This is a genomic window from Exiguobacterium sp. s57, from assembly GCF_018617685.1.
GTDB lineage: Bacteria > Bacillota > Bacilli > Exiguobacteriales > Exiguobacteriaceae > Exiguobacterium > Exiguobacterium marinum.
This window is the reverse complement of sequence record NZ_JACSKR010000001.1, coordinates 388,816-412,031: the sequence shown is the minus strand read 5'-3', so window position 1 is coordinate 412,031 and position 23,216 is coordinate 388,816. Positions and strand designations below refer to the sequence as shown.

Here is a 23,216-nt window from a genome sequence, read left to right as displayed (position 1 = left end):
CTATATGTCTCAATGGCTGACGTGGGCAAAACGGATTCAGGCGCTGTCTCAGGCCGGTCTTACGTTCACACATGATCAATTTGACCGAGAACGGTATGAAGAGTTGCAGGAAATCGCAAGAGAAATGTTCGAACGTCATTCCGACTTATCGAGTGATGCCATCTTACAACTGACGCATGTGAACGGTTATCCGACACCGAAGCTTGATGTACGTGGTGTGGTCTTTAAAGATGATCGACTATTGCTCGTCAAGGAGCGGTCAGACGGATTATGGACCTTACCAGGTGGATTCTGTGAAGTAAATCGTTCTCCTGCGACGAATATCATTAAAGAAGTGGAAGAAGAGGCTGGTTTGGATGTGATTCCTGTGCGTCTACTCGCGTTGTTCGATATGCACGAACATCCCCATCCGCCACTTTCCGAGCATTACTATAAACTCTTTATCGAGTGTGCGCTGATCGGTGACGGAGAGGGGGTTGCTGGCATTGAGACGAGCGACGTCGGTTTCTTTGAGCGTGACCATTTACCGGAACTCTCTCTTGCCCGAAATACGATTGAACAGATTCATATGTGCTTCGATGCGCATTGGCAAGAAGAAGACTGGACCACTTTATTTGATTAGGAGGTTTTTTCGATGAAAGTAAGACGATACGGACATATCCATCAACTAACTTTTTACGCTCCCGTTCTGCCGATCAACGTTCAACTGTTTGAACATGACCTCGGTCTCGTCTTGATTGATACGGCGCTGAAGCGGAACGCGACCGATATCCTGTCATATATCGCTGAGCTCGACAAGCCGCTCCTGGCGATATTGTTGACGCATGCCCACGAAGACCATGTCGGCGGGGTAGACATCATCAAAGCGGAACATCCGCTCGCCGAGCTCTTCATCTCCCGCCGTGATGCCCGTCTTTTGTCAGGAGACCGATCGCTTGATGAGGGAGAACAGAGGAAAATTCGGGGGTCGTTACCGACGCTCCGTTCCACACCGGACACGTTACTCGAACCTGGTGAACGGCTATTCGGTCTACGTGTCCTTGATGCAGCGGGCCATACGCCAGGGTCTGTCGCCTATTATGACGAGACAAATCGGGTGCTATTCGCAGGAGATGCGTTTCAATCGCAAGGAGGGGCGGCGGTGGCGGGGGATGTTCGTCCATTGTTCCCACTTCCCGGACTTGCGACGTGGAACCGGACCGTTGCTGTCGAGAGCGCAGAACGGTTAGTGGATTTGGCACCACTCCTCACATTCGTCGGACACGGTGCACCATTAAAAGGAACGCACCGCCTCTATTTGGCGCTGAAGCGGGCAGAACGGAAGCGGGCAAGAAAATTTATCTGATGACGGGAGGGGTAAGGCATGCAGCTACAAGAAATCCCGATCAAACAATTTGATCAAGCCCAGCAGATGCTTGAGATACAACGAAATGCCTATGCTGTGGAAGCGGAATTGCTAGGGTTTGATGAGATACCGGCTCGATATGAGACAATCGACGTGATACAAAACTTACCAGGTACGAGCTACGGCTTGTACATCGAGGAGCGGTTGATTGGATTCGTGACTTACGAGGCATCAGAAAAAACCGTAGAAATCACAAAACTGTGCATTGATCCGACATATTTTCGATCGAGGCTGGCCACGACGTTACTTGATCATGTACTAAGCGTTCATGAAGGTCGACTTGTTTATGTGCATACCGGTAAACATAATGGACCGGCAAAACGTCTTTACACGAAGCTCGGATTCGAACCGAGTGCTGAATTTGAACCAGAACCGGGTGTCACATTGATCCGATTTACGCATACGTCTTAACAATCAATCTCATCTCACTATCATAAGTATACTAAGATAATGAGATGAGTTCTTATTTTTACTGATAATATATGTTATGTAAACTAATAAAAAGTAGAGCAATAAATTGCTCTGCATTGAAGTTCCCTATTCCTTAAAAACCTTGTACCAGTACAAAGTCAACTCGATCTGCAGACCCTCATATTGTTTGATCGTGTCGACTCCTTCAAGTTGGAATCCCTCTTTTTCATAAAAGCGACACGTAATGAGGTTATCGTACTGCACCTCAAGCGACTATCCAATTTTAGCTCAATGTTCGGCCGAGACGAGCAACACTCGTCCTACACCGCGCTTACGATGTGTTTAACGGGCCGCGATTTATTCAGTGTATGCGAATCGAAATCAATCTATTACGAGTCGATTTTTTTCCGATGTAGTTATCTCCGCCCATCGCTAAAAAATGATGCGACTGTTATGTTCGATATATTGTTTCCAGTCTAATCGATCGTAAAGAAATGTAATTTCCGTAACTTCCTTATCTAATTCTTCGACATGTGTATATCGTCTAACTTTTATGTTAATTTATCACCTGTTTCATAAATAGTTCTTCTCTGTATTAATGAAATGAATTTGGCATTCAATAGAATGATAGCGCTTCATGAATATACGTTTCAAATATAATATGAAACTGTATAAACTAAGCTTCACAGTTGCTAGACCGCTGAAGTCATGCTATTTTTAGACAGATGAAACATCTTAAGGAGGAACTCTTGTGAAACGAACGACAAAAGGTTTGGCAGCAACTTTATTTTTAGCGATCCCGCTTGCCGCTTGTGGTGATGATAGCACGAATCAAGCAGACATGACACCGTGGGAAGAGATTCAGGAAGAAGGGACATTGACAGTCGGGACTGCCGGCACCCTCTACCCCGCTTCTTTCCGTGAAGAAGAGAGCGATATGTTGACAGGGTTTGACGTTGAACTCATGAAAGAGATTGGAAATCGTCTCGACCTCGAGATCGAGTTCAAAGAAATGGCGTTTGACAATATGTTGACGGGCGTTCAAAACGGACAAATCGACATCGCAACAAACGATATCTCCGTCACCGAAGACCGTAAAGAAAAATTTGCTTTCTCAAAACCCTATAAATACACTTACGGGACTGCCATCGTTCGTAAGAGCGACCTATCTGGAATCGAATCACTCGAAGACTTGAAAGGCAAAAGAGCTGCTGGCGAAGCGACGACTGTCTTCATGGACGTAGCACGTGAATATGGAGCAGAAGAAGTGATTTATGACAACGCGACGAACGACCAGTATTTGCGTGACGTCTCGACAGGACGTACCGATGTCATCTTGAACGATTACTATCTTCAGACGCTTGCTCTTGCTTTCTTCCCTGAGTTTGATATTACAATTCACCCGGATATCGCCTACAACCCACAAGAAGTCGCATTCTTGATGAATAATGAAAACGACGAGCTCCAAGAGAACATCGACCGTGTCATGGATGAGATGCTTGAAGACGGTACGGTCAAAGAATTGTCTGAGCAATTCTATAACGGTGCGGATGTCTCGGTTGAGCCCGACGTAGACGCAACAATCGTCGAAACGAAGTAAGGTCGACATGTCGTTCTCAGATATCAAGTGGGACGCTATCTTTGACGTAGACCTAGCCATAGAATCGTTCCCTTATTTATTGGGTGGGCTCCCGAATACGATTTGGATCTCATTCGTCAGTATGTTTTTCGGTCTCGTGCTCGGTCTCGTTTTGGCATTAGGAAAGTTGTCTCCGACGCGTCTCCTTCGCTATCCATCAACATTTTATATCTCGTTCATGCGTGGCGTGCCCATCTTGATTATCTTGTTCATCCTTTATTCGGGTTTCCCGTTCATCGGGATCGAGTTCGCCGCTTTGACGGCAGCGATTCTCGGGTTCAGTTTGAACTCTGCCGCCTATATCGCTGAGATCATCCGCTCTTCGATTCGCGCGGTCGATTCAGGACAAGTTGAGGCGGCACGTTCGCTCGGGATGGGAAGATGGTTGACATTGAAAGGTGTCGTCTTGCCGCAGGCGACACGGATCGCCCTCCCCCCGCTTTCGAACGTCTTTCTCGATTTAATCAAAGCGAGTTCACTCGCCGCAATGATCACAGTACCTGAGATTTTTAACAAGGCCAAGATTGTCGGTGGACGAGAGTTCGACTACATGACGGTCTATATCGTCGTGGCATTGATTTACTGGGCGATCTGTACGTTCATGTCATTTTTTCAGGAATGGCTCGAACGTCATTTTGAACGATACTTAGATTCTCCGAAACGTTGACTGATTGGCTCTGCCGGTCGGTCTTTTTTAGTGAAATGGATTTTTGATACATCTCATGAAGTGATTATGCTATGATTTTCTTAATTATCAGAAAAATAATAGGGGGATTTTGAATGAACCATCCATGGGTTTCACATTTGAATAATCAAATCGTAGGTCAAGCGAAAGCCATCAAGCTCGCTTCGATTGCGTTACTATCGGGAGGCCACGTCTTACTTGAAGATCGTCCCGGTACGGGGAAGACGACACTCGCCCGTAGCTTGGCAAGCTCCATCTCGGCTACGTTTCAACGTGTACAGTGTACTCCGGACACATTACCAAGCGATATTTTAGGGATGGAATTGTTCAATCCGACGACAGGAACGTTTGAACGTCGGACGGGACCGATCTTCACTTCGATTTTACTCGTCGATGAGATCAACCGGACGACACCACGTACACAATCCGCGTTGCTCGAGGCCATGCAGGAACGTCAAGTGACACTCGGGGAAGTGTCACTCAAGTTACCTGATCCTTTCTTCATGATCGCCACACAAAACCCGTTTGACGGTCAAGGAACGTTCCCGCTTCCGCAAGCTCAATTGGACCGTTTCTTATTCAAGTTGACACTCGCCCCGCTTTCGAGAGATTCCGAGCGGCGCTTGATTCGCAATGAGCACCTCGCTACCGAATCCTTCTCACTGCAACCGGACGAACTGTTGAACATGCAGCAAGAAGTACGAGATGTCCGATTCCACGAGGCGATGGAAGATTACTTGCTTGATTTGATGGAGTCACTTCGTCACCATCGCGACGTCGAGGTCGGACCAAGTCCACGAGCGACGCTTGCGTACACAATGGCAGCCCGTGCGCATGCCTATACGGAAGGTCGAGACTATGTCTCTCCGGAAGATATTCGGGCACTCGCGCTTCCGATTTTAGGGCACCGCATCGTCTTGACGGTCGAAGCGTCGCTAAAGACGAAGCCATCAAAACTGATTAAATCTGTACTCGAGACCATCCCGGTCCCTTCAGAGGTGTAACATGCAGTTAGTCAGCCCACGCTATCTCGAGTCCGGCTATATGTGGCTCTTGTTCGTCGTCGGGGTCTTCACGGCACTTTATGGGAGCGTCTTGATTGCGAGTCTATTGATCGGCTTCAGTCTATATGCACTGATCATGCCTTCCTTCATGTTTCGTTTGGCCGAACAGATTCATGTCGACCTCACAGAAGAACTGAAATTATTTCCGAACGACGAGGCCGTCTATGTATTGAAACTCGTATCGACGGCAAAAGTACCGCTTGGCGTCGTCCGCCTATCCGGCTATTTACATCCGACCGTGGAATCGGAAGGACATGCGTTCTGGCGGCAGGAAAATTTTGTCGAGACAAATGCGACCGTCGACTTCACGATTCCGCTCCATGCGAAGAAGCGGGGCCCGGTTCGTCTCGAAGCGATCGGTTTGGAAATCCGGGACCCGTTGCGCATGTTTTCTCTCTACAAAGAGGACTCACTCCCACGCATCGGCTATGTCTTCCCTGAGTTTTCGCCTTATCCGATTCCAAAACGCCCGCCTACTCTCCCTGGTGAGGAGATGGTTCGTCATAGTGCCTATCGCGACCCGGAAACGTTCCAGTCGGTCACCCCATATCACGGACAACCGATGCGACAGCTGTATTGGTCCGCCTATGCAAAGACGGGCGAACTGCTCGCCCGTACTGAACAACCGGTACAAACGAATGAATATGTCATCGTCCTCGACTTGTTGACGAAGGATGGGCGGGCCCTCACCTATCAGATGGAACGCCTCATTTCACAAGCGGCCGCATTATGTCGTGATTTTGAGAAAGAAAACGCGAGTTACGGGCTGATTGTCCCGACCCTCACGAAAGATGGGATCACGTATGACCTACAACCAGGAAGTGGCGAGGTGCATTTCCGGAAGATCATGACGACGTTTGCCTGTCTGTCTGAGAGTGACTTTCCACTTGCTCGCTCCTTGTTTGAGCGAAAAGTAGCTAAATATAGCGGGAATCAATCGATTTTACGGTTAGGGGGTGACGGTCAATGAGATGGCTATGGTGGGTCTTTTCAGCATTTTATATTGGACATGTGTTTCCACTACTCTTTTTATTGACGCTTCGTCTCCCTCGGAACATACAACTCATCGTCCAGACAGTCATGAGTATCGGTGCCCTTTACTTCTCGTATGAGATGAGTGTCCTGCTATTGGTCTTCACATACGTCCATGCATTCATTCGGACGTTAGATTGGACCGACCGCTATGCGATGGCAAGTGTACTATTCTTGGTGGCGGACTGGTTATTCCCTCCGGCATCGCAACCGCTTGCAATGGTGCTCTTTCCATTCATCTTTTTGATTTGGCAACGGAACTTGTATTATCGGCGTGACTATAAACGAATGGTGACGATGCTTGTCCTCGGTTTAGGCATCGGTTTAGCTGTTTCCCTCGTCATTCGTACAATCAAAGAGCTGTTGTTCGGAAATGTCGTCGCCTGGATCAGTCCGTTCTTTCTGTGGATTGGGGGGTGGTTTGACGGAATCGTACTCGATCCGAATGACCGCGTGAACCGGTTCCTCGTCCCAGATAACCCGAACCTAGATGCGGAGACGGTGGCGCAGGAGACATTGCTCGATTCGGCATCGGGTAACTCGTTGTTCTATATCGGGGCCTTCGTTGTCATCTTATTGATTGGGGTAGGCTTGTTCTTCTATTTACAGAAACGAAAAGACATCCAGGAAGATGGAATGATCCCGAGGAGTATTTACCATCCGACGCTTTCGGATAAGCGGATCGTCCGCTCCCCTCGTCAGATTCACCTTCTTGAAACGGGACGAAAGTTGGAACAGCAGCATCCGCGTCTTCGTGAAGAGACAGTATCCGACTGGTTACAACGAATTGAGTTCACGGACCATACCATTTACGCTGAATGGTTAGAGGCAGCGGAATATGGAGATAAGGAAGCTCCGCAAGACGTCAACGAATCATTTGATCGTCTTGTCGCACAAATGAAGAAACGTTAAAAAACATCCGGTGAGGAATATCTCTCCGGATGTTTCGCGTTATAGGATTGGACTGAGTAAGCGTGACACACTCTCCTTAAAGCGAATCCAACGGGTCCTTGACTCATATCGTTCAATCGTCAAGAGCTCGGCATTCGATTCGTCTCGTTCGAACGCATCGATGACGGATTGTGCGACATCTCGATCAAAGACGAGCGCTGAGATTTCAAAATTGAGACGGAAGCTTCTAGCATCGATATTCGTCGTCCCAATTGAGGCGACTTCTCCATCGATGACGAGCGTCTTCGCATGGAGGAACCCTTCCTCGTACGTAAAGACCTCTGCCCCATAACGCACAAGCTCTGCCGCGTTCGCATAAGTCGCCCAATAGACAAACATATGGTCGGGCTTGTTCGGAATCATCAGTTTGATTTTGGTACCTGTCATGAGCGCGATGCGACAGGCATCGAGGAAACTCGCATCTGGAATGAAGTAAGGCGTCTGGATATAAATACATTCTTTCGATTGCGTGATCATTTTGACGAGCATATTCTTTAAATGCTCCGTCGACGAGTTCGGACCCGATGTCACGATTTGAACGGGGGACGCGTGATGAGTGATCCCTTCCGACGGCCAAATGAAGTCGTCTTTTTGTGCCTTCGTTCGCGTCGGGACAGAGCGATTCCAATCCAAGATAAAGCGTTCTAACAACTCTTTGACAGCATCACCGGAGATCCGTAAATGGACGTCCCGCCAATAACCGAAATGTTCATCCTTGCCGAGATATTCATCCCCGACATTGAATCCCCCGATATAGCCGAGTTCACCGTCGATGGTACAAAGCTTTCGGTGATTTCGATTATTGACGCGGAAATTGATGCCGAGTTTTGACGGGAAGAAGGATTTGACTTCCCCACCGTGAGAGAGTAAGTCCTTGAAGTGCTTGTGTCTAAGTCCCCTCGATCCGACAGCATCATAAAGGAGTCGGATGCGTACCCCTTGTTTCGCCTTCTCCGTTAACAGGCGGATTAATGCCTGCCCGAGTGGATCGTTTTGGATGATGTAATATTGAATATTGACTTCTTTCGTCGCTCGTTCGATGTCTTGAAACAGCTGATCAAATTTTTCAGTTCCGTCGTGCAGGACGCTGATATCGTTGTGAAAAGACATCAACGCATTCGTTGACACGAGATTCAGACGAGCGAGCCGCCGATATTTCAAAAGGAGCGGGTGATCGAACGGTGCGAGAGAACGGTCGAGTTGATCGAGTTGTTCTTCGACATGGTGATGATACGCTTCGCGTTTTTCTTCTTCCACTTCATAAAAATTATGAGATTTGATCAGTCGGCCAAAGAAGATATAAACGAAGAAGCCGATCAGTGGTAAGAAGAAGAGGACGAGTAGCCACGCCCATGTCGTCCCGATGTCTCGTCTCTCGAAAAAGATGATGGTGATGGCGAACGTGAGATTAAGTAGTAAGATGAGCCATGTCAATATGACGATGATGAGTCCGATAGTCACTTCCATCGTATCCCTCCCTTTCTTTCAATTCTTACCCGAAATCGGGCAATGTTAGCAAATGTTTTTCATGATTTGGGTATACATTTAATGAAGAAGTGAAGAAACGGGGGGAGCATATGGAAGACATGATGATTGGATTCAGCCTACTTGTCCTCATCGGGGCACTTTCGCAGTTACTCGCTTGGCGTTTTGACTTCCCAGCCATCTTGATCATGACGGTTGCCGGGATTTTGGTCGGACCGATTTTCGGTTGGTTAGAACCAGGTCAGATATTAGGGGACCTATATAGCCCGCTCATCTCGATCGCGGTGGCGCTCATCCTATTTGAAGGAAGCCTCAGTCTTGAATTCAGAGAGATTGATGATTTGCGAAAATCGATTTTTCGTCTCGTCACGGTCGGTGTGTTCGTTTCCTTTATTTTGACGTCGGTGTTACTGATTATGGTCGGCGATTTTCATTGGTTGCCGGCGTTCACGCTCGGTGCGATCTTCGTCGTGACCGGACCAACCGTCATCATCCCGTTACTACGGCAAGCCAACTTATCCGCACGTCCGGCCAAAGTCTTGAAATGGGAAGGCATCATTGTCGACCCGCTCGGCGCCTTGATGGGATTATTCGTCGTCCGAGTCGGTTTCATCTTCTATCAAAATGACGGGCTCGCGAGCCACTTGCCATTCTTTTGGTCCTGTATCGTCGCCGTTGCCTTCGGGATCACTGTCGGACATCTATTGATTCGTTTGTTCGGGAATGAGAAAGTCCCTGAATATTTAAGAACAACCCTCACGTTCTCCGGGGTCCTTCTCGTATATTCAATCAGCGAATGGGTCATGAGCGAAGTCGGGCTATTGGCTGTGACGGCCATGGGATTGACGATGGCAAATTCTAAGCATGGACATATGCATATCCTGAAACAGCTTCGTGAGTTCAAAGAGAACATTTCCATCTTACTCGTGTCGACCGTCTTCATCATTTTGACGGCGAGTTTGACACGTGATAGCTTGCTCGCCATTCTCGACTGGCCGCTCCTCTTGTCGATTGTTGGGATCTTATTCTTGATCCGACCGATCTCGGTACAGACGTCGCTCCTCGGTTCCCCGTTATCGATGCAAGAGCGGGCGCTCATCAGTTGGATTGCCCCTCGTGGAATCGTCGCCATGACGGTGACCGGCTTTTTTGCCCAAGAAATCGCCGAACTGGGAATTGAAGACGCGGAGCGGATGTTACCGATCACACTCGGTTTAGTCGTGACGTCTGTCGCCTTGCATGGATTGACGATTAAGCCACTCGCGAAGCGACTCGGACTGACGAAAGTGAAGAATCCTTGGGAGAAGGGTTAAACAAAAAAAGACACCGCCCGATGGCAGTGTCCTTGATTAGCTTGAATTAGTTCAAGACTTTGATTGTAATTGACTTGCGACCGAAGTTGAGCGCTTGCTCTTGTGTCGGCATCAAGATATCGATCTTATTCCCTTTGATGGCACCACCAGTATCTCCTGCGATGGCTGTACCGTATCCTTCAACCCATACTTTAGAGCCGAGCGGAATGACAGAAGGGTCGACCGCGATGACTTTTTGGTTCGGGTTCGAACGAACGTCGATACCTGTCGCTGTGATACCAGAACATCCAGCACAGTATGGTGTATAAGCTGTTGCTTCAACAGTCATCGTCTTACCTGAAGCCGGAGCTTGGGTTTGCGTTGTAGACGATGCTGTTTTAGTGACAGGCTTAGATGTTGAAGTCTTTGGTGCTGATGTCTTCGCATCGTTTGCTACTGACGCAGCTGCTGCACCTTTCACGGCAAACTGTTGCCCTGGGAAAATAAGATCTGAATTAAGACCATTCCAAGTCATCAATTGATTGACAGAGATCCCGTTGTTTAATGCGATACGATAAAGTGTATCTCCTGATTTAACTGTATACGTTTTTGATGCAGTAGAAGCTTTTGCTTCTGCCTTTCCAAGTTTCAAGACTTGGTTCGGATAAATCATATTTGAGTTTAAGCCGTTCGCTTGTTTGATGTCATTTACAGAGACGTTGTTGTTCACGGCGATACGATAGAGTGTATCTCCAGACTGAACTGTGTGTGTTGATGCTGCCGAAGCTGGAGCAGCGACTCCTAAACTAAGGCCAGCGAGTGCCGTTAGTGTCAATAGTGGTTTTTTCATAAGAATATTCCTCCCTTTTCTAACGCCCCCTTACTGTAACACCTATATGTTTCACTGCGATTACAGGACGATATGAGAGTGTTATCAGTTCATTTACAGAACAATTCGCGAGGATGAGAGGTTTCAGAAAATTGTTTTAATCTATTAGAACGGCTTTGTAAAGCCATTTTAAGATATAATGAAGAGAGAAATAAGGAGGTTTTGGTCTTTGGAACTATTACTGCTGTATTACATTGTGACTAATTTACTAGCCTTTGTGTCATTTTTTGTCGATAAACGACGATCTCGCGTCGGGGCTTGGCGTATTTCGGAGCGTACGTTATTGACGATGACTTGGGTTGGTGGAGCTTTTGGAGCGTATTTGGCGATGCGGATCTTTCGCCACAAGACGCTGAAGCCTATATTCCGGATTGGGGTACCTGTCGCCATCCTCGTTCATGCCGCATTTACAGGATGGCTAATCTTTTAGGCATTATATAGAAGAAGCTTGATTGAGCCTATTACTGATCGACGATAAGAAATGTCGGATTTGTCCCAATTTATTCTCGTTTTAAAGTGTTTATCCGTGAACAATCGAAACAAAATGTCGGGAAATTATCAAAATGAGGAGGCACCACTTTTGAGGAGTATCGAGATGATTCATCACGGACCATTGACATTAAGGGTAACCGATGGCTTCACTGTTCTTTTGTGTGAGTTTGGGATGTCCGTGATTCGGGTGAACGGAGTGAGCCTCAACCTTAATTCGAGAGAAGCCGTTCTCTTGGCACGAGGACAAAGTGTCATGTTGGAGAAGATCGAGGAATCGTCGCGGTTGAGGCTACTCGAGTTTGATCCCGCTGCTTTGTTCCATCCCGATCTGGCGAAGCGATATGTCACACCATATCTCACGTCGGAAAAATCCATACATATTTTAAAACAGGAACAGGGACATCACGCGATCATTCAAACGATTGAACGCGCCCTTCAACATTCTCAAGCGGACGGACCGCTCGCATTAATGGATGCGACACTGCAGTGTACGGTCATCTGGCGTTATTGGATTCAGCAAGAGGGTCAAGAGATGAAGGATGAGAAGAAACGGGAGAGCCTTCGTCACATGCTCGCTTATATCGACGCTCATTTAGAAAGCAAACCAACATTAGCTCAAATCGCTCATGCGGGAAACGTGAGTCGAAGTGAGTGCTCTCGTTTGTTTGTGACCTTCGGAGACACGTCTCCCATTGCATATGTACAAATGAAGCGAATGGAGCGAGCTGCAACTCTGCTAGAAAATTTGACTGAAAACATCGCAGACATTGCCAATCGACTTGGCTACGCCAGTGTCAGTCACTTCGTTCAAATGTTTAAAGCACATCACACCATGACACCGCTCACCTATCGAAAACAGTACAAAAGGAAAAGAGCCGATTGAACCCGACTCTTTTCCTTTATCTATCTTGCCGTCCAACCACCATCCGCTTTCAACACATCCCCATTCACGAAGCTTGAATCGTCTGATGCTAAGAAGAGAGCGACACTCGCGATTTGCTCGGGTTCTCCCATCGGGGCTTCCCCAGCCCCTTGAATGGCCCGCATCCCGAGTTCGCTCGGTGCCGTGATCGTTGCACCGATGTTCGTGTTGACGCCACCATGATCTTGTTTTTCCATCACTTGGATAGCGGCACGTGCTAGTTTCATCGGACCGGTCAAATTGACGGCAAGGACTCGGTCCCATAGTTCATCCGTCACCTCACCCACCGTCATGAAGTTATCCATGATTCCCGCATTATTGACGAGAATGTCGACCGAGCCGAACGTATCCTTCGTCGTGTCAATGAGTCGGTCGATATCCGACTGATTTGTCACGTTACCAGCAATCCCGACGACATCCCCGCCTCCCGTCTTGATTTCTTCGACGACCGCCTGAACACCATCTTCATCCAAATCGAAGGCGACGATCCGGGCGCACTCTTTCGCAAACAGTTTGGCGATGGCTCGCCCCATACCCGAACCTGCGCCAGTGATGATTGCCGTTTTCCCCGAAAGCTTCATTCATCATTCCTCCTTTGAAGGTCAGAACGTACATGATGCGTGATGACAGAGATTTGCCTGTCACTATGTTATACCCGCATTTGTCAGCGACCCCATTCAGAAACATAGAAAATTTTCTTCAATTGATTTCCAACTATCTTTATACTTGAATGGAAACCACTTCATTGTATAGAGGAGAGATGACGTGAGACAATTTCAAGTCACGATTCATGGCCAAGGTGATCCCGTATTATTCCTTCCCGGTGGGGGCTTCACTGGATCGCAAGGATTACAGTTCGTTGAAGCCCTACATAAAAAATCTGAAGTCCATCTCTTAGATTTACCGGGATTTGGTGAAAGTGAGGGGCTACATACATACGCCACATCCAAAGTACTAGCGGACTGGGTCGAGTCGTATCGAATCTCTCGAAAACTTGATGCTGTTCGATTAATCGGTCATTCGATGGGGGGCGCGATCGCTCTCGCCTACGCGGTCCATTATCCCGACCGAGTCAGGCGCTTAATACTACTCGACCAAGGTCATAAACCGAATGCTGTGCTCCCATATCGTGAATACGGCATCTTCGGCTTCACCTTCCCGCTTTTGCGACTACTGTATCACTGCTCTCCACAACATCTTTTAAACTGGTTTGAAGCTCGCATGAACAAGAGTGACCCCACGTTTTCTGAAGAGCGGTTCCAAGTGTTCTGTCGACGGATCGGGGTTGAACCGACCGCAAACGTTCGAACAGCTTTCGAGCGTCCGGCACGTCTGTCGTCCGGTGGCTTACATTTGTTGTTCGGATATGACGGACTTGATTTCACCGACTTGCTACAACGGCTCCAAGTCCCGACGCAACTTTACTATGCAGACTTCACAGGTATTGGTTTGAAAGAGGCGAAACGGACGCTTTATCATGTCAAACGAGCGGAACGACAACTCCATCCCTCTGTACAATTGATTGCCATACCAGGCGGACACTTCGTTCAGTGGAGCCGTCATTTCTCGATGGGAAACGTCGAGCGATTCCTACATTCGTAAAAAGAGACAGCGGAGCAGGATCGGCTGTCCTTTCGTCATGATGTCCAATTGTGGCGTATGAGCCATTCGTGAAGTTGATGCTGTAGCTCAGGATGGAGCGGCTCCCTGAGTTGTGAACGATATTGTTTTTTCACGTCCAAAATACTCATCTCACCATCGAAATGTTTCAACATATGGTCCATATCCTTAACTTTTTGTACCTCGATATGTTCCGCGTGAAGTGCGTCGAGCTCGTCTAGATGCCGGACGTCCGTTTGAACGTCACGGTCCCCTGTCAGTGCGAGCGTTGGAATGTTCAACTGAACCAATCGTTCCCGAAACGACTCGTCTGTGTAAGCAAGATGCTCCCGTAACCATTTGGCAGGGAATTTCATCAGCTGGATACGCATCATATCTTGATCCATTGCTGTGACGCGCTCGAACAGTTTTTCTTGTTTCCCGATGACCGACTTCTCGTTCAAGCTAAGTCGAAGCAGCTTGCCCTTGATTCCTTTCGTACGTTTCACTTCTTCGAGCAAAGCATATGCCTGTTCCTGCATGCTCGTCTTCAAGGCGACACCGGCACCGGACAACAGGATGAGACCGGAAACGGATTCACGTTCGGCCGCGAGCGTTGCGATGATGCATCCTTCACTATGACCGAGCAATAAAATGTCTTGTGAGACATGGTCATGAGATTTCAGATAACGTACGATAGCCGTCACGTCATCAACGAGTCCTGTCAGCCCGACGCTATTTCGATTGCCGCCACTCTTGCCAACCCCACGTTTGTCATAGCGTAACGTGACGAATCCTTGTGTTGTCAGCCATTCTGCTAAGTCTTCATACACGTTCGACTTGAATCCGATTCCGTTTCCGTCACGGTTCAACCCTCCCGTACCCCCGATGAGGACGATGGCTGGAAATGTCGACTTTTCCTGGTTGGGTGACGTTAGGGTAGCAGCAATCGTTGTTTCTCCTTGAATCAATACCTCTTCTTGTTTATACATCTTCCGCTTCCTCCTTTTCTCCGACCGGCATGACGGCATAGGAGAATTTTCGTAACGTCCGTTCTTCTGACGGTTCATGTTCGAGCATACTTTCTAATAGATCATAGAGACCTTTTAAGAATCGATCACTTTCAGAATCGGACAGATAAAGCGGGATACTTCGGAATCCAACTTTGTCTTTCTGAAGGTCAATCGAGTCGCGCTTCAGATAGTTCCCAAAATCCATGAGCAGTGACATCGTGAATGTATAACAGACCATGTACAGTTGTTCGCGGTCCTCTTCCTCCACAATCTTGTTGATGCTGGTCAACGGGTTGTTTTGAATCGCGTACACCTTCTCATACACCCCGCGTACTTTGTTCTCGCTGACGACGGATAAGATTTCATCTTGTACCATCTTGTTGATATGGCGATAGAGGCTCGCCTGCGGTACATCAGGAAGTACTTTTGCCAAATCAGCGGTCGTCACTCCTTCATTCATCAGAACATGTTGAAAGATTTTCATGCGAATCGGGTTCAACAGGCTTTTTAAAACGTCTTGGTCCATCATCTTCACCTCATTATTATCATATTTAATAATATTATTACTTATGATAATATCATGCGCCTGAATAGATGTCTATCTGTATCCAAAAAGTCATCAAGTTTGTGGTTACCCTATCGTGAGGTGATGCATCTTCAAAAACACCATTAAAAAATCCTTCTCATTTTCCATAGAAAACAAAAAGGATGTGATTTATTACTTCTTTTCAACGACACCTCGAACAATCGCGAAGAATAGACGGTTCGGAAGATAGCGCTTGAGCGCAATCAATAACCCTGCCTGTTTACCCGATGGATAACGGAGTCGTTTCTTCCGTTCGGTCGCAGCGCGCCAAATCGTCTCGGCGACGACATCAGGTCCTTCGGCGTTCGCACCAGCGACGTTCGTGTTATGAAGTGCGACCTCCGTATAGTCATCATATACATCGAGCGGTTGGTCGCGAACGAGTTCTTGGGAACGACCGTAAAAGTCTGTCTTGATTGGTCCCGGTTCAATCAATTTCATGTTGATATTGAACGGTGCCAATTCGAACTGAAGCGATTCGATGAATCCTTCAATCGCCCATTTTGAACTGTGATACAAGCTGTAAATTGGGAATGTGATCTGTCCACCGACGGAGGAGACGGTCACAATCCGTCCGCTCCGCTGTTTGCGTAAGTATGGAAGTGCTGCCCGAATCACGTTCATGACCCCGAAGACGTTCGTATCAAATTGCCGTTGAATCTGTTCCGGCGAGGCTTCCTCGAAAATCCCGACCGCACCGTACCCGGCATTGTTCAACAACACATCGATCGTTCCGTGATCCGAGACGGTTTGTTCAAATGCCTCTCGAATACTCGTCTCGTTCGTCACATCTAGCTGATAGAGCGACACCCCTTTAAGGTTAGACAGTTCTTGATGGTCTTCAGGTTGTCGCATCGTTGCGGCGACAGTCCAACCTCGTTTGCTGAACAGTTCGACCGTTGCCCGGCCGATTCCGCTCGATGCTCCTGTGATGACAATGGTATGTTTTTGATTCATGTTCATTCTCCTTTAATGTTTATATGTTTAAACTTTTAAACTGATTGGTGGAAAAGAAGCCTTTCTCTCTGTTTCCAAAAAGAAAGGTCAAAGGATGCATTCGTCTTCGATCGCACGTGTCAGTGCCTTCAGCAGTCCGACCGCGTCCTCGAGCGTCAGGAAGTAAAAGTTCTCTGTCCCGACTTTCTCGGATGAGACGATGCCCGCTTGTCGCAACAGTTTAAGATGATGCGAGATGGCCGGTCGAGACAACTCGATCTTTTCATCAATCTGATTGACGTTCAAGCGTTCATGTTTGGCGATCTCGACGATGATCCGTTGACGATTGACATCGGCTAATACTTGGAACAGTGGGATCGCATCTTCAAATAAAGAAAGCGATAACTCGGGTGTTGTATCTGTTTGTTTCATATTCATCACTCCGTTCAAAAGTTTAAACGTTTAATCCTACATTTAGAATACTAGGTGATCCGCCTTCTGTCAACGAAGTTGTTCGTACACTTCCCGAAGAATACTTGAAATCATATGTCTCGAATCATAGTCTCGCTTTGAGATTTGGACGAGCGGTGACGGTTCGGGAAAGAGCCGGACATTGATGTCGTCAATGGTATAGCCTGCTGCGGTTTTGGTTAGCACGTCATCGGTCAAGCGCTCGAGGTAGTCAAGCTTTTTAGTCAATTGCGCCCTCCCCTGTTCGAGACGCCCGGCATGTTGGCAGTATACTTCCTCGAAATCAAGTGTCAGGACACGCTTGAGCGAACGGATCTGTTCAGGGAGCGACTCCTCTGGAATCATCACTTTCGGATACGGATGGACGAACAAATCACCTGAGAACAGTCGACCGTTCTCCTCATCGTATAAGACGACGTGATTCGGTTCATGGCCGGGTGTATAGATCACCTCATACGAATGATGTTCTGACGTGATTTGATTGTCATGATAGGCGATTGGTTGAAACGGTTCCGGGTCACCGGAGAAGCGTACCCGATAATCGGGGATGTCTAGCCCCGTTCGGCACAGTTCCAACGCGGATTCTCGTATGTAAATCGGGACACCGTATGTTCGTTCAAGCCAGGCCGCGGTTCCGATATGGTCTTCGTGAGGGTGTGTGATACTGACAAGGTCGATCGGGACCGACTCATAAAACGATTGGAGAGCCGGGAGCATCGTGCGCGTCCCCGTATCGATGATCATCCCATCGATGTAATACACATACATCGACATTTCGAATGGACCGTTCTTTACTTTGGCACTAACGGCCGTCACCGGTCCATGTTGTTTCACTTCCATAAGGCTTCCCTCCTGTATCGTGTTTTTTATATTATAACGAAAAAAAGCAAAGACCTGCAGACATTTCACAGTTCTTTGCCCCCTTGTCTCACTTATAGTTCTTCCCCATTCGTTGCGATGACCCGCTTATACCAGTCGAACGAGTCTTTCTTCATCCGCTCCATCGATCCGTTCCCTTCATTGTCACGGTCGACGTAAATCATCCCGTATCGCTTCTTCATCTCGCCTGTCGTGAACGAGACGATGTCGATAATGCCCCAAGGTGTGTACCCGATCAAATCGACCCCGTCATAGAGGACGGCTTGCTTCAATTGTTCGATATGTGCCTTCAAATAATCGATTCTGGCCGCGTCATGAATCTTCCCGTCGACAATCTCATCGACGGCACCAAATCCATTCTCGACGATGAAGAGCGGGATTTGGTATCGATCATAGAGTCGGTTGAGCACATAACGGAGACCGACCGGGTCGACCGCCCAGCCCCAGTCACTCGACTGGATATACGGGTTCTCGACGCCGTTCGGCAAACCACCGTTGACGATATCTCCGCTGTTGTCCGCGACGACGTCACTCTTCACAGTCGTCGACATATAATAGCTGAAACCGAGATAATCGACCTTCCCGTTCTGTAAAATCTCTTTGTCCCCTTCGAGGATCGGGATGTTGTACCCTTCCCGCTCGAACTCGTTCAAGGCGTAACTTGGATAGAACCCACGAACTTGTACGTCCGGGAAGAAATAGCGTTGCCGCATCATCTCTTCGGCAAGCATGACGTCGTCCGGGTTTGATGAATACGGATAGATCGGGACGTGAGAGACCATCGCTCCAATCTTGAAATCCGGATTGATGGCTTTCCCTTTAGCGACGGCGAGTGCACTCGCAATCAGTTCGTGGTGTCCGGTCTGATACATGACTTCACGCGCGTTCTCCCCTTCCTCTAGGAGGACACCCGAATTGGTCCACAAGAAGAGAGGATTGTTGACGTCCATCTTGTTGTTGATTTCGTTGAACGTCATCCAGTATTTGACCTTGTCTTTGTAGCGGTCGAAGCAGACCTCTGCAAAGCGGACGAAGTGGTCGACGACTTCACGATTTCGAAATCCTCCGTATTCACGGGCAAGGTGGAGCGGCATCTCAAAATGCGAGAGCGTGATGATCGGCTCGATATCGTGCTTCAACAGCTCATCGAACAAGTCGTCATAAAATTGAAGACCTGCTTCGTTCGGTGCTGCATCATCCCCGTTCGGGAAGATGCGACTCCACCCGATCGAGGTACGCAAGCATTTCAATCCCATCTCAGCGAAAAGCGCCACATCTTCTTTATAACGATGATAGAAATCAATCGCCTCATGGTTCGGATAAAACTCGTTCGGCTCGACCTTGTCTGTGATGCGGCGCGCGACACCGTGTGCGCCTGCTGTCAAGACATCGACGACGCTCGACCCTTTTCCGTCAGCGTCCCAACCGCCCTCGAATTGATGGGCGGCGAGTGCGCCTCCCCATAGGAAATCTTTAGGTAACGTCTTCATCCTCTGTTCCTCCTTCTGATATATCATACATGTCAAGTATAATTGTACCGGCACAATTTAACAAGGTCGATACACTTAAACATTTTTTGTTTTCTCATGATATAATGAAAGCAGTGACGAAAAAGTGAGGAATGACCATGCTAAAATATCAACAGATTGCGAATGAAATCGAACAATACATTAACGAACAACAGTTAAAACAGGGGGATAAGCTCCCTGTCCTGGAGCAGATGATGAATCAATATGCAGTGAGTAAGAGCACCATCACGAAAGCATTAGAGCTGCTCGAACGAAAAGGGGTCATCTTTCAACTGCGGGGAAGCGGCATCTTCGTCAGACGACATAATCGACCCGGCTATATGAGCCTCTTCTCCACCCAAGGATTCAAGAGCAATCTCGGAGACCGTGTGTTGACGTCTGATGTGATTGATGTGTCTGTCATGAAGCCAGACGCAACCGTTGCGGAGAATCTAGGGATTGACGTGTCTGACGATGTGTACCGGGTCGAACGGGTGAGATATGTGGACGGGGAAGTGCTCTGTCATGAGGAATCCTATTATGTGAAAGCCATCGTCCCTTATTTGAATCGAGAAATCGTGGCGGACTCGATTTTCGATTACGTGCAATCGGCGCTCGGCGTCACGATTGGGTTTTCTGACATGTATCTACAGGTCGATCGATTGACGGAAGTGGAAGCAGGCCACCTCGGATTGCAAGAGAATGATCCGACACTTCGCATTGAAACCATCTTTCATCTGACGAACGGAAAACCTTTCGACTATTCACGGATCACCTATCATTACGCACATTCCCAGTTCGTCATTCAGGCGAACGGACCCTATATGTGAAGAAACCCCTCATGCGCGCATGAGGGGTTGTTTGTCGCGAGATGAATATCACTTCACGACCGGGAGATTGACCTGTTCGACCCAATCGTCAATGAACCGACGTTGATGTTGATGTAATCGTGGTAGGTCTTCTCTTGAGAAAAATCGATGTTCGTGACTTTCGTCTGTCAATTGAGCGATTTCTCCTGAGAATGAATGGGTGTAAAAGATGACTTGAACACTATAGACGCGATCACCGTTTTCATAAGTGGCATATCCCTCATCACCGGAATAGATTCCGAACAGTTTCAAATTCTTCGAGAGTTTGTCGTGGAATTAAAAGGATTTTACCATGCTCTTTAACGGAATATTCAGATATTTTTAGACAAAAGAAAAATGCCCTTTCATTGAACGAGCATCCACAATTCTCTACCTTCATCTTCTTCGTCGAACAACCATTCTTCAAATCCATACACGCGAATATCTTGATCACTACAAATGTCCCATTTATTCATAAACGTTTTCTCATGAGAAATCGGGATCCATTTTTGATGGGATGAATCACGCCGCATGAACGTTTGTAACACCTCTTCATCTTGAAACACGAGAAGCTCAGAGTTCCAAAGTGTAGGAAGATCTAGCAGCACGACGACTCGCATTCGTTCATCCACGCGTTGTTTCGTTAGACGCGTCGCTTGATCGAGCAGAGTATGAATGATTGTCTGTTTGATTTGGGCATTGTGTTGAATATCCAGTAAAAAGGTTTGTTCGACCGGAATCTTGGTATTCCAATAACCATTATGAAACTCAGTTGGAAAATCATGATGGGTCCTTTGCATATTTCGCTGAAGACGACTTAATTTCCGTTTCAGACCTCGCACTTTCCGTTGTCTCATTTCAGGATCGACTCGACTTGCTTCATATGGTGTCGGTCATGCTCGATGAACTCCCCGATGATCACATGTAACGAGTAGGGGGCACCTTGATGCGGATCATGAGAGACACCATTCGCTGTCGTTTTGTAAGTCAGCGCTTCTTCACTTAGGGACTCGAGCATCGTGACGAGCGTTCGCCGACTTTGTAGTGATTCCTTCAATACGACGTCACCCGATAACTTCTCCGCCCTTTTCGTCGCCCGCGCGTTGAACGAGTCAAAGTCAGGGAAAATCATCCCTTCCCCGTTCTTCACCGATGGGATAATGACATTCAACAGATGGTTGTCCCAATGGGCGATATGTAGAACGATTTGCTTCACTGTCCACTTATCTGAATCCATTCGTTCATTCCAATCGGATTCACTCAGCTTTTCTAACGACTCGAGCCATTCTGTGTACGATGCGAATTCCTGAAGGACTTGCATCCAATCTCCTCCCCGTTCCATTCAAATTACTGCGATTATAGCATGAACCGTCTCATTCGATTCATATAAAAAGGGCACCGTTCGTGATGAACGATGCCGTGCGTGTCTCTATAACCAGACTGGTAATGAGAAGAAAAATAAGAACAATACGGTCAAGACACCGACGACCGGACTGAGTGACCGGTAGCCCTTCTTGAACAAAACAATCATCGTGTATGCGATGAACCCGAGACCGATCCCATCGACGATGGAATATGTGAACGGAATCATGATGATGACGAGAATCGCCGGGAAGGCATGCTCCCAGTTATCGAGCGGCAAGTGCTTCACGTTCTGGAACATCATCATGCCGATGATAATCAACACCGGTGCAATCGCCGTCACGGGGATGATTGCAAAGAGTGGTAGCAATATGAGCGATACCACATACAATCCCGATGTGACGAATGAAGCAATCCCGCCTCGTGCACCGACCGATATCCCGGCAGCCACTTCGACTGTTGAGACAGTTGGGCTTGACCCGAACATGGCCCCGGCCATCGTCGACAAACCTTGTGCGACGAGACCTTTCGGCGCCTCTTCTTCTTTGCCGATTGCCCGTGTCTGATTCTGGATCAAGCTGATGTTTTCAATCAACAAGACGAGCGTCAGTACACCGACCGCGACCAAGAAGAGAGGAGACGCAGATTCCGCGAACGAGATGTTTCCGAATACCGTGCCGAATGACTCGAAGAATGGTGTCAATGCGAAGCTTCCCGTCCATTCTAGTGTTCCCATCACGGCACTAAGTCCGACACCGAAACCGATCGTCCAAAGGAAGCTGCTCGGTCCCATCTTCAAGAACAGCAAGATGGCGACGAAGAGTGATAGAAAGGCCACCTGGACGTTACGCTCCCCGAGGTCACCGATGTGGAGCAATGCCCCACCCCCGCCTGAGACGATTCCAGCCGCCTCGAGACCGATCAAGATGAGGAAGAGGCCGAGACCGACCGTCAATCCGTCATGAATGATTGGTGGAAAGGCGTTCGCCAATTTCCTCGCCACTTTGGTGACCGTCAACAATACGACGAGTACACCTGAGACGAACGAGACCGCGAGCGCGCTTTGCCAGCTCAAGCCCATCTGTAAGACGAGCGTGTACGTGAAGAGCGCGTTAATCCCCATCCCCGGTAACAAGAGCAGCGGAAGATTGAAGAATCCCGCAATCAACGTCCCGATGATGCTTGTCAAAATCGCTCCGACGAGCGCCCCTTCGAACGGGAGTCCGGCTTGTGTCAAAATTGCCGCATGCACGGCCGGGATGTATGCTGTCGCCAGAAAGTTCAGCACGCCCCCATATGTTTCTGTTTTCCATTCTGTTTGTTTTGCCATAGGAATCAATCCTTTATTGGCACCCTCACCCACCCGTGTATACACACGAGATTGATTATATCCTGTCAGACATCTAACAAGCAAGAGCGATTCGACTCAATTCCTTCTTTGGACCCATTCATGAGACCGATTCCTTCAAAAGATTCATTTCATAAAATAAGAACGTTTGTTCTTATTTTTAACGCCTTTTTACGAACGAATCTGTTATAATGAAGGGGCAGGTTAACGCAGCAATAGTGGGGTCAGCCGCCAAGTCCACAATGGAGGAAGGCGGTGGTGCGGATGGAACAACTTTGGACCTGGGTTGGGGATTATGTCATGATTCCAATCCTCGCTCCGATCATCGTTCACTTGGTGATTCACCGAACATCCGATCGTGCAACGTCTGAACGCACAAAAAAATGACCCCCTCGGCGC

At 48.0% G+C, this 23,216-nt stretch carries 27 protein-coding genes; 14 read left to right on the top strand and 13 right to left on the bottom strand.

The genetic code is table 11. From position 1 onward, the window contains the following. The first annotated feature begins 4 nt into the window (after positions 1-4). The 8 genes from KNO98_RS02120 to KNO98_RS02085 all read left to right on the top strand — a co-directional run bounded on the left by KNO98_RS02120 (position 5) and on the right by KNO98_RS02085 (position 7,148). Entirely contained in the window at positions 5-622 is a 618-nt protein-coding gene (locus KNO98_RS02120; RefSeq protein WP_214698614.1) for an NUDIX hydrolase, read from the top strand. Between the two features lie 12 nt (positions 623-634). Further along, complete coding sequence (locus KNO98_RS02115; protein ID WP_214698612.1) at positions 635-1,345, top strand: MBL fold metallo-hydrolase; 711 nt, start codon at positions 635-637, stop codon at positions 1,343-1,345. Positions 1,346-1,363: 18 nt separating this feature from the next. Further along, positions 1,364-1,816 (top strand): GNAT family N-acetyltransferase, encoded by a 453-nt coding sequence (locus KNO98_RS02110; RefSeq protein ID WP_214698610.1) that lies wholly within the window; start codon positions 1,364-1,366, stop codon positions 1,814-1,816. Between the two features lie 751 nt (positions 1,817-2,567). Continuing rightward, complete coding sequence (locus KNO98_RS02105; protein ID WP_214698608.1) at positions 2,568-3,416, top strand: transporter substrate-binding domain-containing protein; 849 nt, start codon at positions 2,568-2,570, stop codon at positions 3,414-3,416. Positions 3,417-3,423: 7 nt separating this feature from the next. Further along, on the top strand, positions 3,424-4,122 hold the full coding sequence (locus tag KNO98_RS02100; protein ID WP_026825966.1) for an amino acid ABC transporter permease: 699 nt from the start codon (positions 3,424-3,426) through the stop codon (positions 4,120-4,122). 113 nt (positions 4,123-4,235) lie between these two features. Beyond that, positions 4,236-5,144: an AAA family ATPase gene (locus KNO98_RS02095; RefSeq protein ID WP_214698606.1), complete on the top strand. Its 909-nt coding sequence runs from the start codon at positions 4,236-4,238 to the stop codon at positions 5,142-5,144. A gap of 1 nt (position 5,145) precedes the next feature. Further along, positions 5,146-6,174 carry a DUF58 domain-containing protein gene (locus KNO98_RS02090; protein ID WP_214698599.1) on the top strand — a complete coding sequence of 343 codons (1,029 nt, stop codon included), beginning with the start codon at positions 5,146-5,148 and terminating at the stop codon, positions 6,172-6,174. After that, positions 6,171-7,148, top strand: a complete 978-nt coding sequence (locus KNO98_RS02085; protein ID WP_214698597.1) for a hypothetical protein — start codon at positions 6,171-6,173, stop codon at positions 7,146-7,148. Before KNO98_RS02090 ends, KNO98_RS02085 begins: the two co-directional genes overlap by 4 nt. Before the next feature lie 39 nt (positions 7,149-7,187). On the opposite strand, the gene cls is transcribed toward KNO98_RS02085, so the two are convergent. Further along, entirely contained in the window at positions 7,188-8,654 is a 1,467-nt protein-coding gene (cls, locus tag KNO98_RS02080; RefSeq protein ID WP_214698590.1) for a cardiolipin synthase, read from the bottom strand. Positions 8,655-8,764: 110 nt separating this feature from the next. On the opposite strand from cls, the gene KNO98_RS02075 reads away from it, so the two are divergent. Beyond that, positions 8,765-9,985 carry a cation:proton antiporter gene (locus KNO98_RS02075; protein ID WP_034771057.1) on the top strand — a complete coding sequence of 407 codons (1,221 nt, stop codon included), beginning with the start codon at positions 8,765-8,767 and terminating at the stop codon, positions 9,983-9,985. Positions 9,986-10,031: 46 nt separating this feature from the next. Here KNO98_RS02075 and KNO98_RS02070 read toward each other — a convergent pair whose 3' ends face one another. Further along, on the bottom strand, positions 10,032-10,814 hold the full coding sequence (locus KNO98_RS02070) for a LysM peptidoglycan-binding and 3D domain-containing protein (RefSeq protein ID WP_214698586.1): 783 nt from the start codon (positions 10,812-10,814) through the stop codon (positions 10,032-10,034). A 208-nt stretch (positions 10,815-11,022) separates the two neighbouring features. On the opposite strand from KNO98_RS02070, the gene KNO98_RS02065 reads away from it, so the two are divergent. Beyond that, positions 11,023-11,283: a DUF1294 domain-containing protein gene (locus tag KNO98_RS02065; RefSeq protein WP_214698584.1), complete on the top strand. Its 261-nt coding sequence runs from the start codon at positions 11,023-11,025 to the stop codon at positions 11,281-11,283. A 165-nt stretch (positions 11,284-11,448) separates the two neighbouring features. Further along, positions 11,449-12,228 (top strand): helix-turn-helix transcriptional regulator, encoded by a 780-nt coding sequence (locus KNO98_RS02060; RefSeq protein ID WP_214698582.1) that lies wholly within the window; start codon positions 11,449-11,451, stop codon positions 12,226-12,228. Between the two features lie 20 nt (positions 12,229-12,248). Here the strand turns inward: KNO98_RS02060 and KNO98_RS02055 are convergent, their stop codons facing one another. Next, positions 12,249-12,848 (bottom strand): SDR family oxidoreductase, encoded by a 600-nt coding sequence (locus KNO98_RS02055; protein WP_214698581.1) that lies wholly within the window; start codon positions 12,846-12,848, stop codon positions 12,249-12,251. 184 nt (positions 12,849-13,032) lie between these two features. Here KNO98_RS02055 and KNO98_RS02050 point away from each other — a divergent pair, with 184 nt between their 5' ends. Beyond that, a complete protein-coding gene (locus KNO98_RS02050) occupies positions 13,033-13,869 on the top strand; it encodes an alpha/beta fold hydrolase (protein ID WP_214698574.1) in 837 nt (278 codons plus the stop codon). Between the two features lie 35 nt (positions 13,870-13,904). Here the strand turns inward: KNO98_RS02050 and KNO98_RS02045 are convergent, their stop codons facing one another. The 6 genes from KNO98_RS02045 to bglA form a co-directional block, all read right to left on the bottom strand. Beyond that, positions 13,905-14,858 (bottom strand): alpha/beta hydrolase, encoded by a 954-nt coding sequence (locus tag KNO98_RS02045; RefSeq protein ID WP_214698572.1) that lies wholly within the window; start codon positions 14,856-14,858, stop codon positions 13,905-13,907. Then, complete coding sequence (locus KNO98_RS02040; protein ID WP_214698570.1) at positions 14,851-15,405, bottom strand: helix-turn-helix domain-containing protein; 555 nt, start codon at positions 15,403-15,405, stop codon at positions 14,851-14,853. The genes KNO98_RS02045 and KNO98_RS02040 overlap by 8 nt, the downstream gene beginning before the upstream one ends. A gap of 192 nt (positions 15,406-15,597) precedes the next feature. Further along, positions 15,598-16,422: an SDR family oxidoreductase gene (locus KNO98_RS02035; RefSeq protein ID WP_214698568.1), complete on the bottom strand. Its 825-nt coding sequence runs from the start codon at positions 16,420-16,422 to the stop codon at positions 15,598-15,600. Positions 16,423-16,509: 87 nt separating this feature from the next. Then, the gene (locus tag KNO98_RS02030; protein ID WP_026825977.1) at positions 16,510-16,833 is read right to left on the bottom strand and encodes an ArsR/SmtB family transcription factor; all 324 of its coding nucleotides are present in this window, start codon (positions 16,831-16,833) and stop codon (positions 16,510-16,512) included. 69 nt (positions 16,834-16,902) lie between these two features. Further along, positions 16,903-17,712: an MBL fold metallo-hydrolase gene (locus KNO98_RS02025; RefSeq protein ID WP_214698567.1), complete on the bottom strand. Its 810-nt coding sequence runs from the start codon at positions 17,710-17,712 to the stop codon at positions 16,903-16,905. Between the two features lie 92 nt (positions 17,713-17,804). Beyond that, positions 17,805-19,241, bottom strand: coding sequence for a 6-phospho-beta-glucosidase (bglA, locus tag KNO98_RS02020; RefSeq protein ID WP_214698565.1), 1,437 nt, complete (start codon positions 19,239-19,241; stop codon positions 17,805-17,807). Between the two features lie 137 nt (positions 19,242-19,378). On the opposite strand from bglA, the gene KNO98_RS02015 reads away from it, so the two are divergent. Continuing rightward, the gene (locus KNO98_RS02015; RefSeq protein WP_214698563.1) at positions 19,379-20,089 is read left to right on the top strand and encodes a GntR family transcriptional regulator; all 711 of its coding nucleotides are present in this window, start codon (positions 19,379-19,381) and stop codon (positions 20,087-20,089) included. A gap of 48 nt (positions 20,090-20,137) precedes the next feature. On the opposite strand, the gene KNO98_RS02010 is transcribed toward KNO98_RS02015, so the two are convergent. The 4 genes from KNO98_RS02010 to KNO98_RS01995 form a co-directional block, all read right to left on the bottom strand. Then, positions 20,138-20,380, bottom strand: a complete 243-nt coding sequence (locus KNO98_RS02010) for an NUDIX hydrolase (RefSeq protein WP_214698562.1) — start codon at positions 20,378-20,380, stop codon at positions 20,138-20,140. A 92-nt stretch (positions 20,381-20,472) separates the two neighbouring features. Next, positions 20,473-20,964 (bottom strand): DUF3916 domain-containing protein, encoded by a 492-nt coding sequence (locus tag KNO98_RS02005; protein ID WP_214698560.1) that lies wholly within the window; start codon positions 20,962-20,964, stop codon positions 20,473-20,475. After that, positions 20,961-21,428: a DinB family protein gene (locus tag KNO98_RS02000; protein ID WP_214698558.1), complete on the bottom strand. Its 468-nt coding sequence runs from the start codon at positions 21,426-21,428 to the stop codon at positions 20,961-20,963. Before KNO98_RS02000 ends, KNO98_RS02005 begins: the two co-directional genes overlap by 4 nt. Positions 21,429-21,536: 108 nt before the next feature. Continuing rightward, complete coding sequence (locus KNO98_RS01995) at positions 21,537-22,799, bottom strand: NCS2 family permease (protein ID WP_214698556.1); 1,263 nt, start codon at positions 22,797-22,799, stop codon at positions 21,537-21,539. Between the two features lie 282 nt (positions 22,800-23,081). On the opposite strand from KNO98_RS01995, the gene KNO98_RS14745 reads away from it, so the two are divergent. Continuing rightward, positions 23,082-23,204 carry a hypothetical protein gene (locus KNO98_RS14745; protein WP_255349577.1) on the top strand — a complete coding sequence of 41 codons (123 nt, stop codon included), beginning with the start codon at positions 23,082-23,084 and terminating at the stop codon, positions 23,202-23,204. Positions 23,205-23,216: the final 12 nt, after the last annotated feature.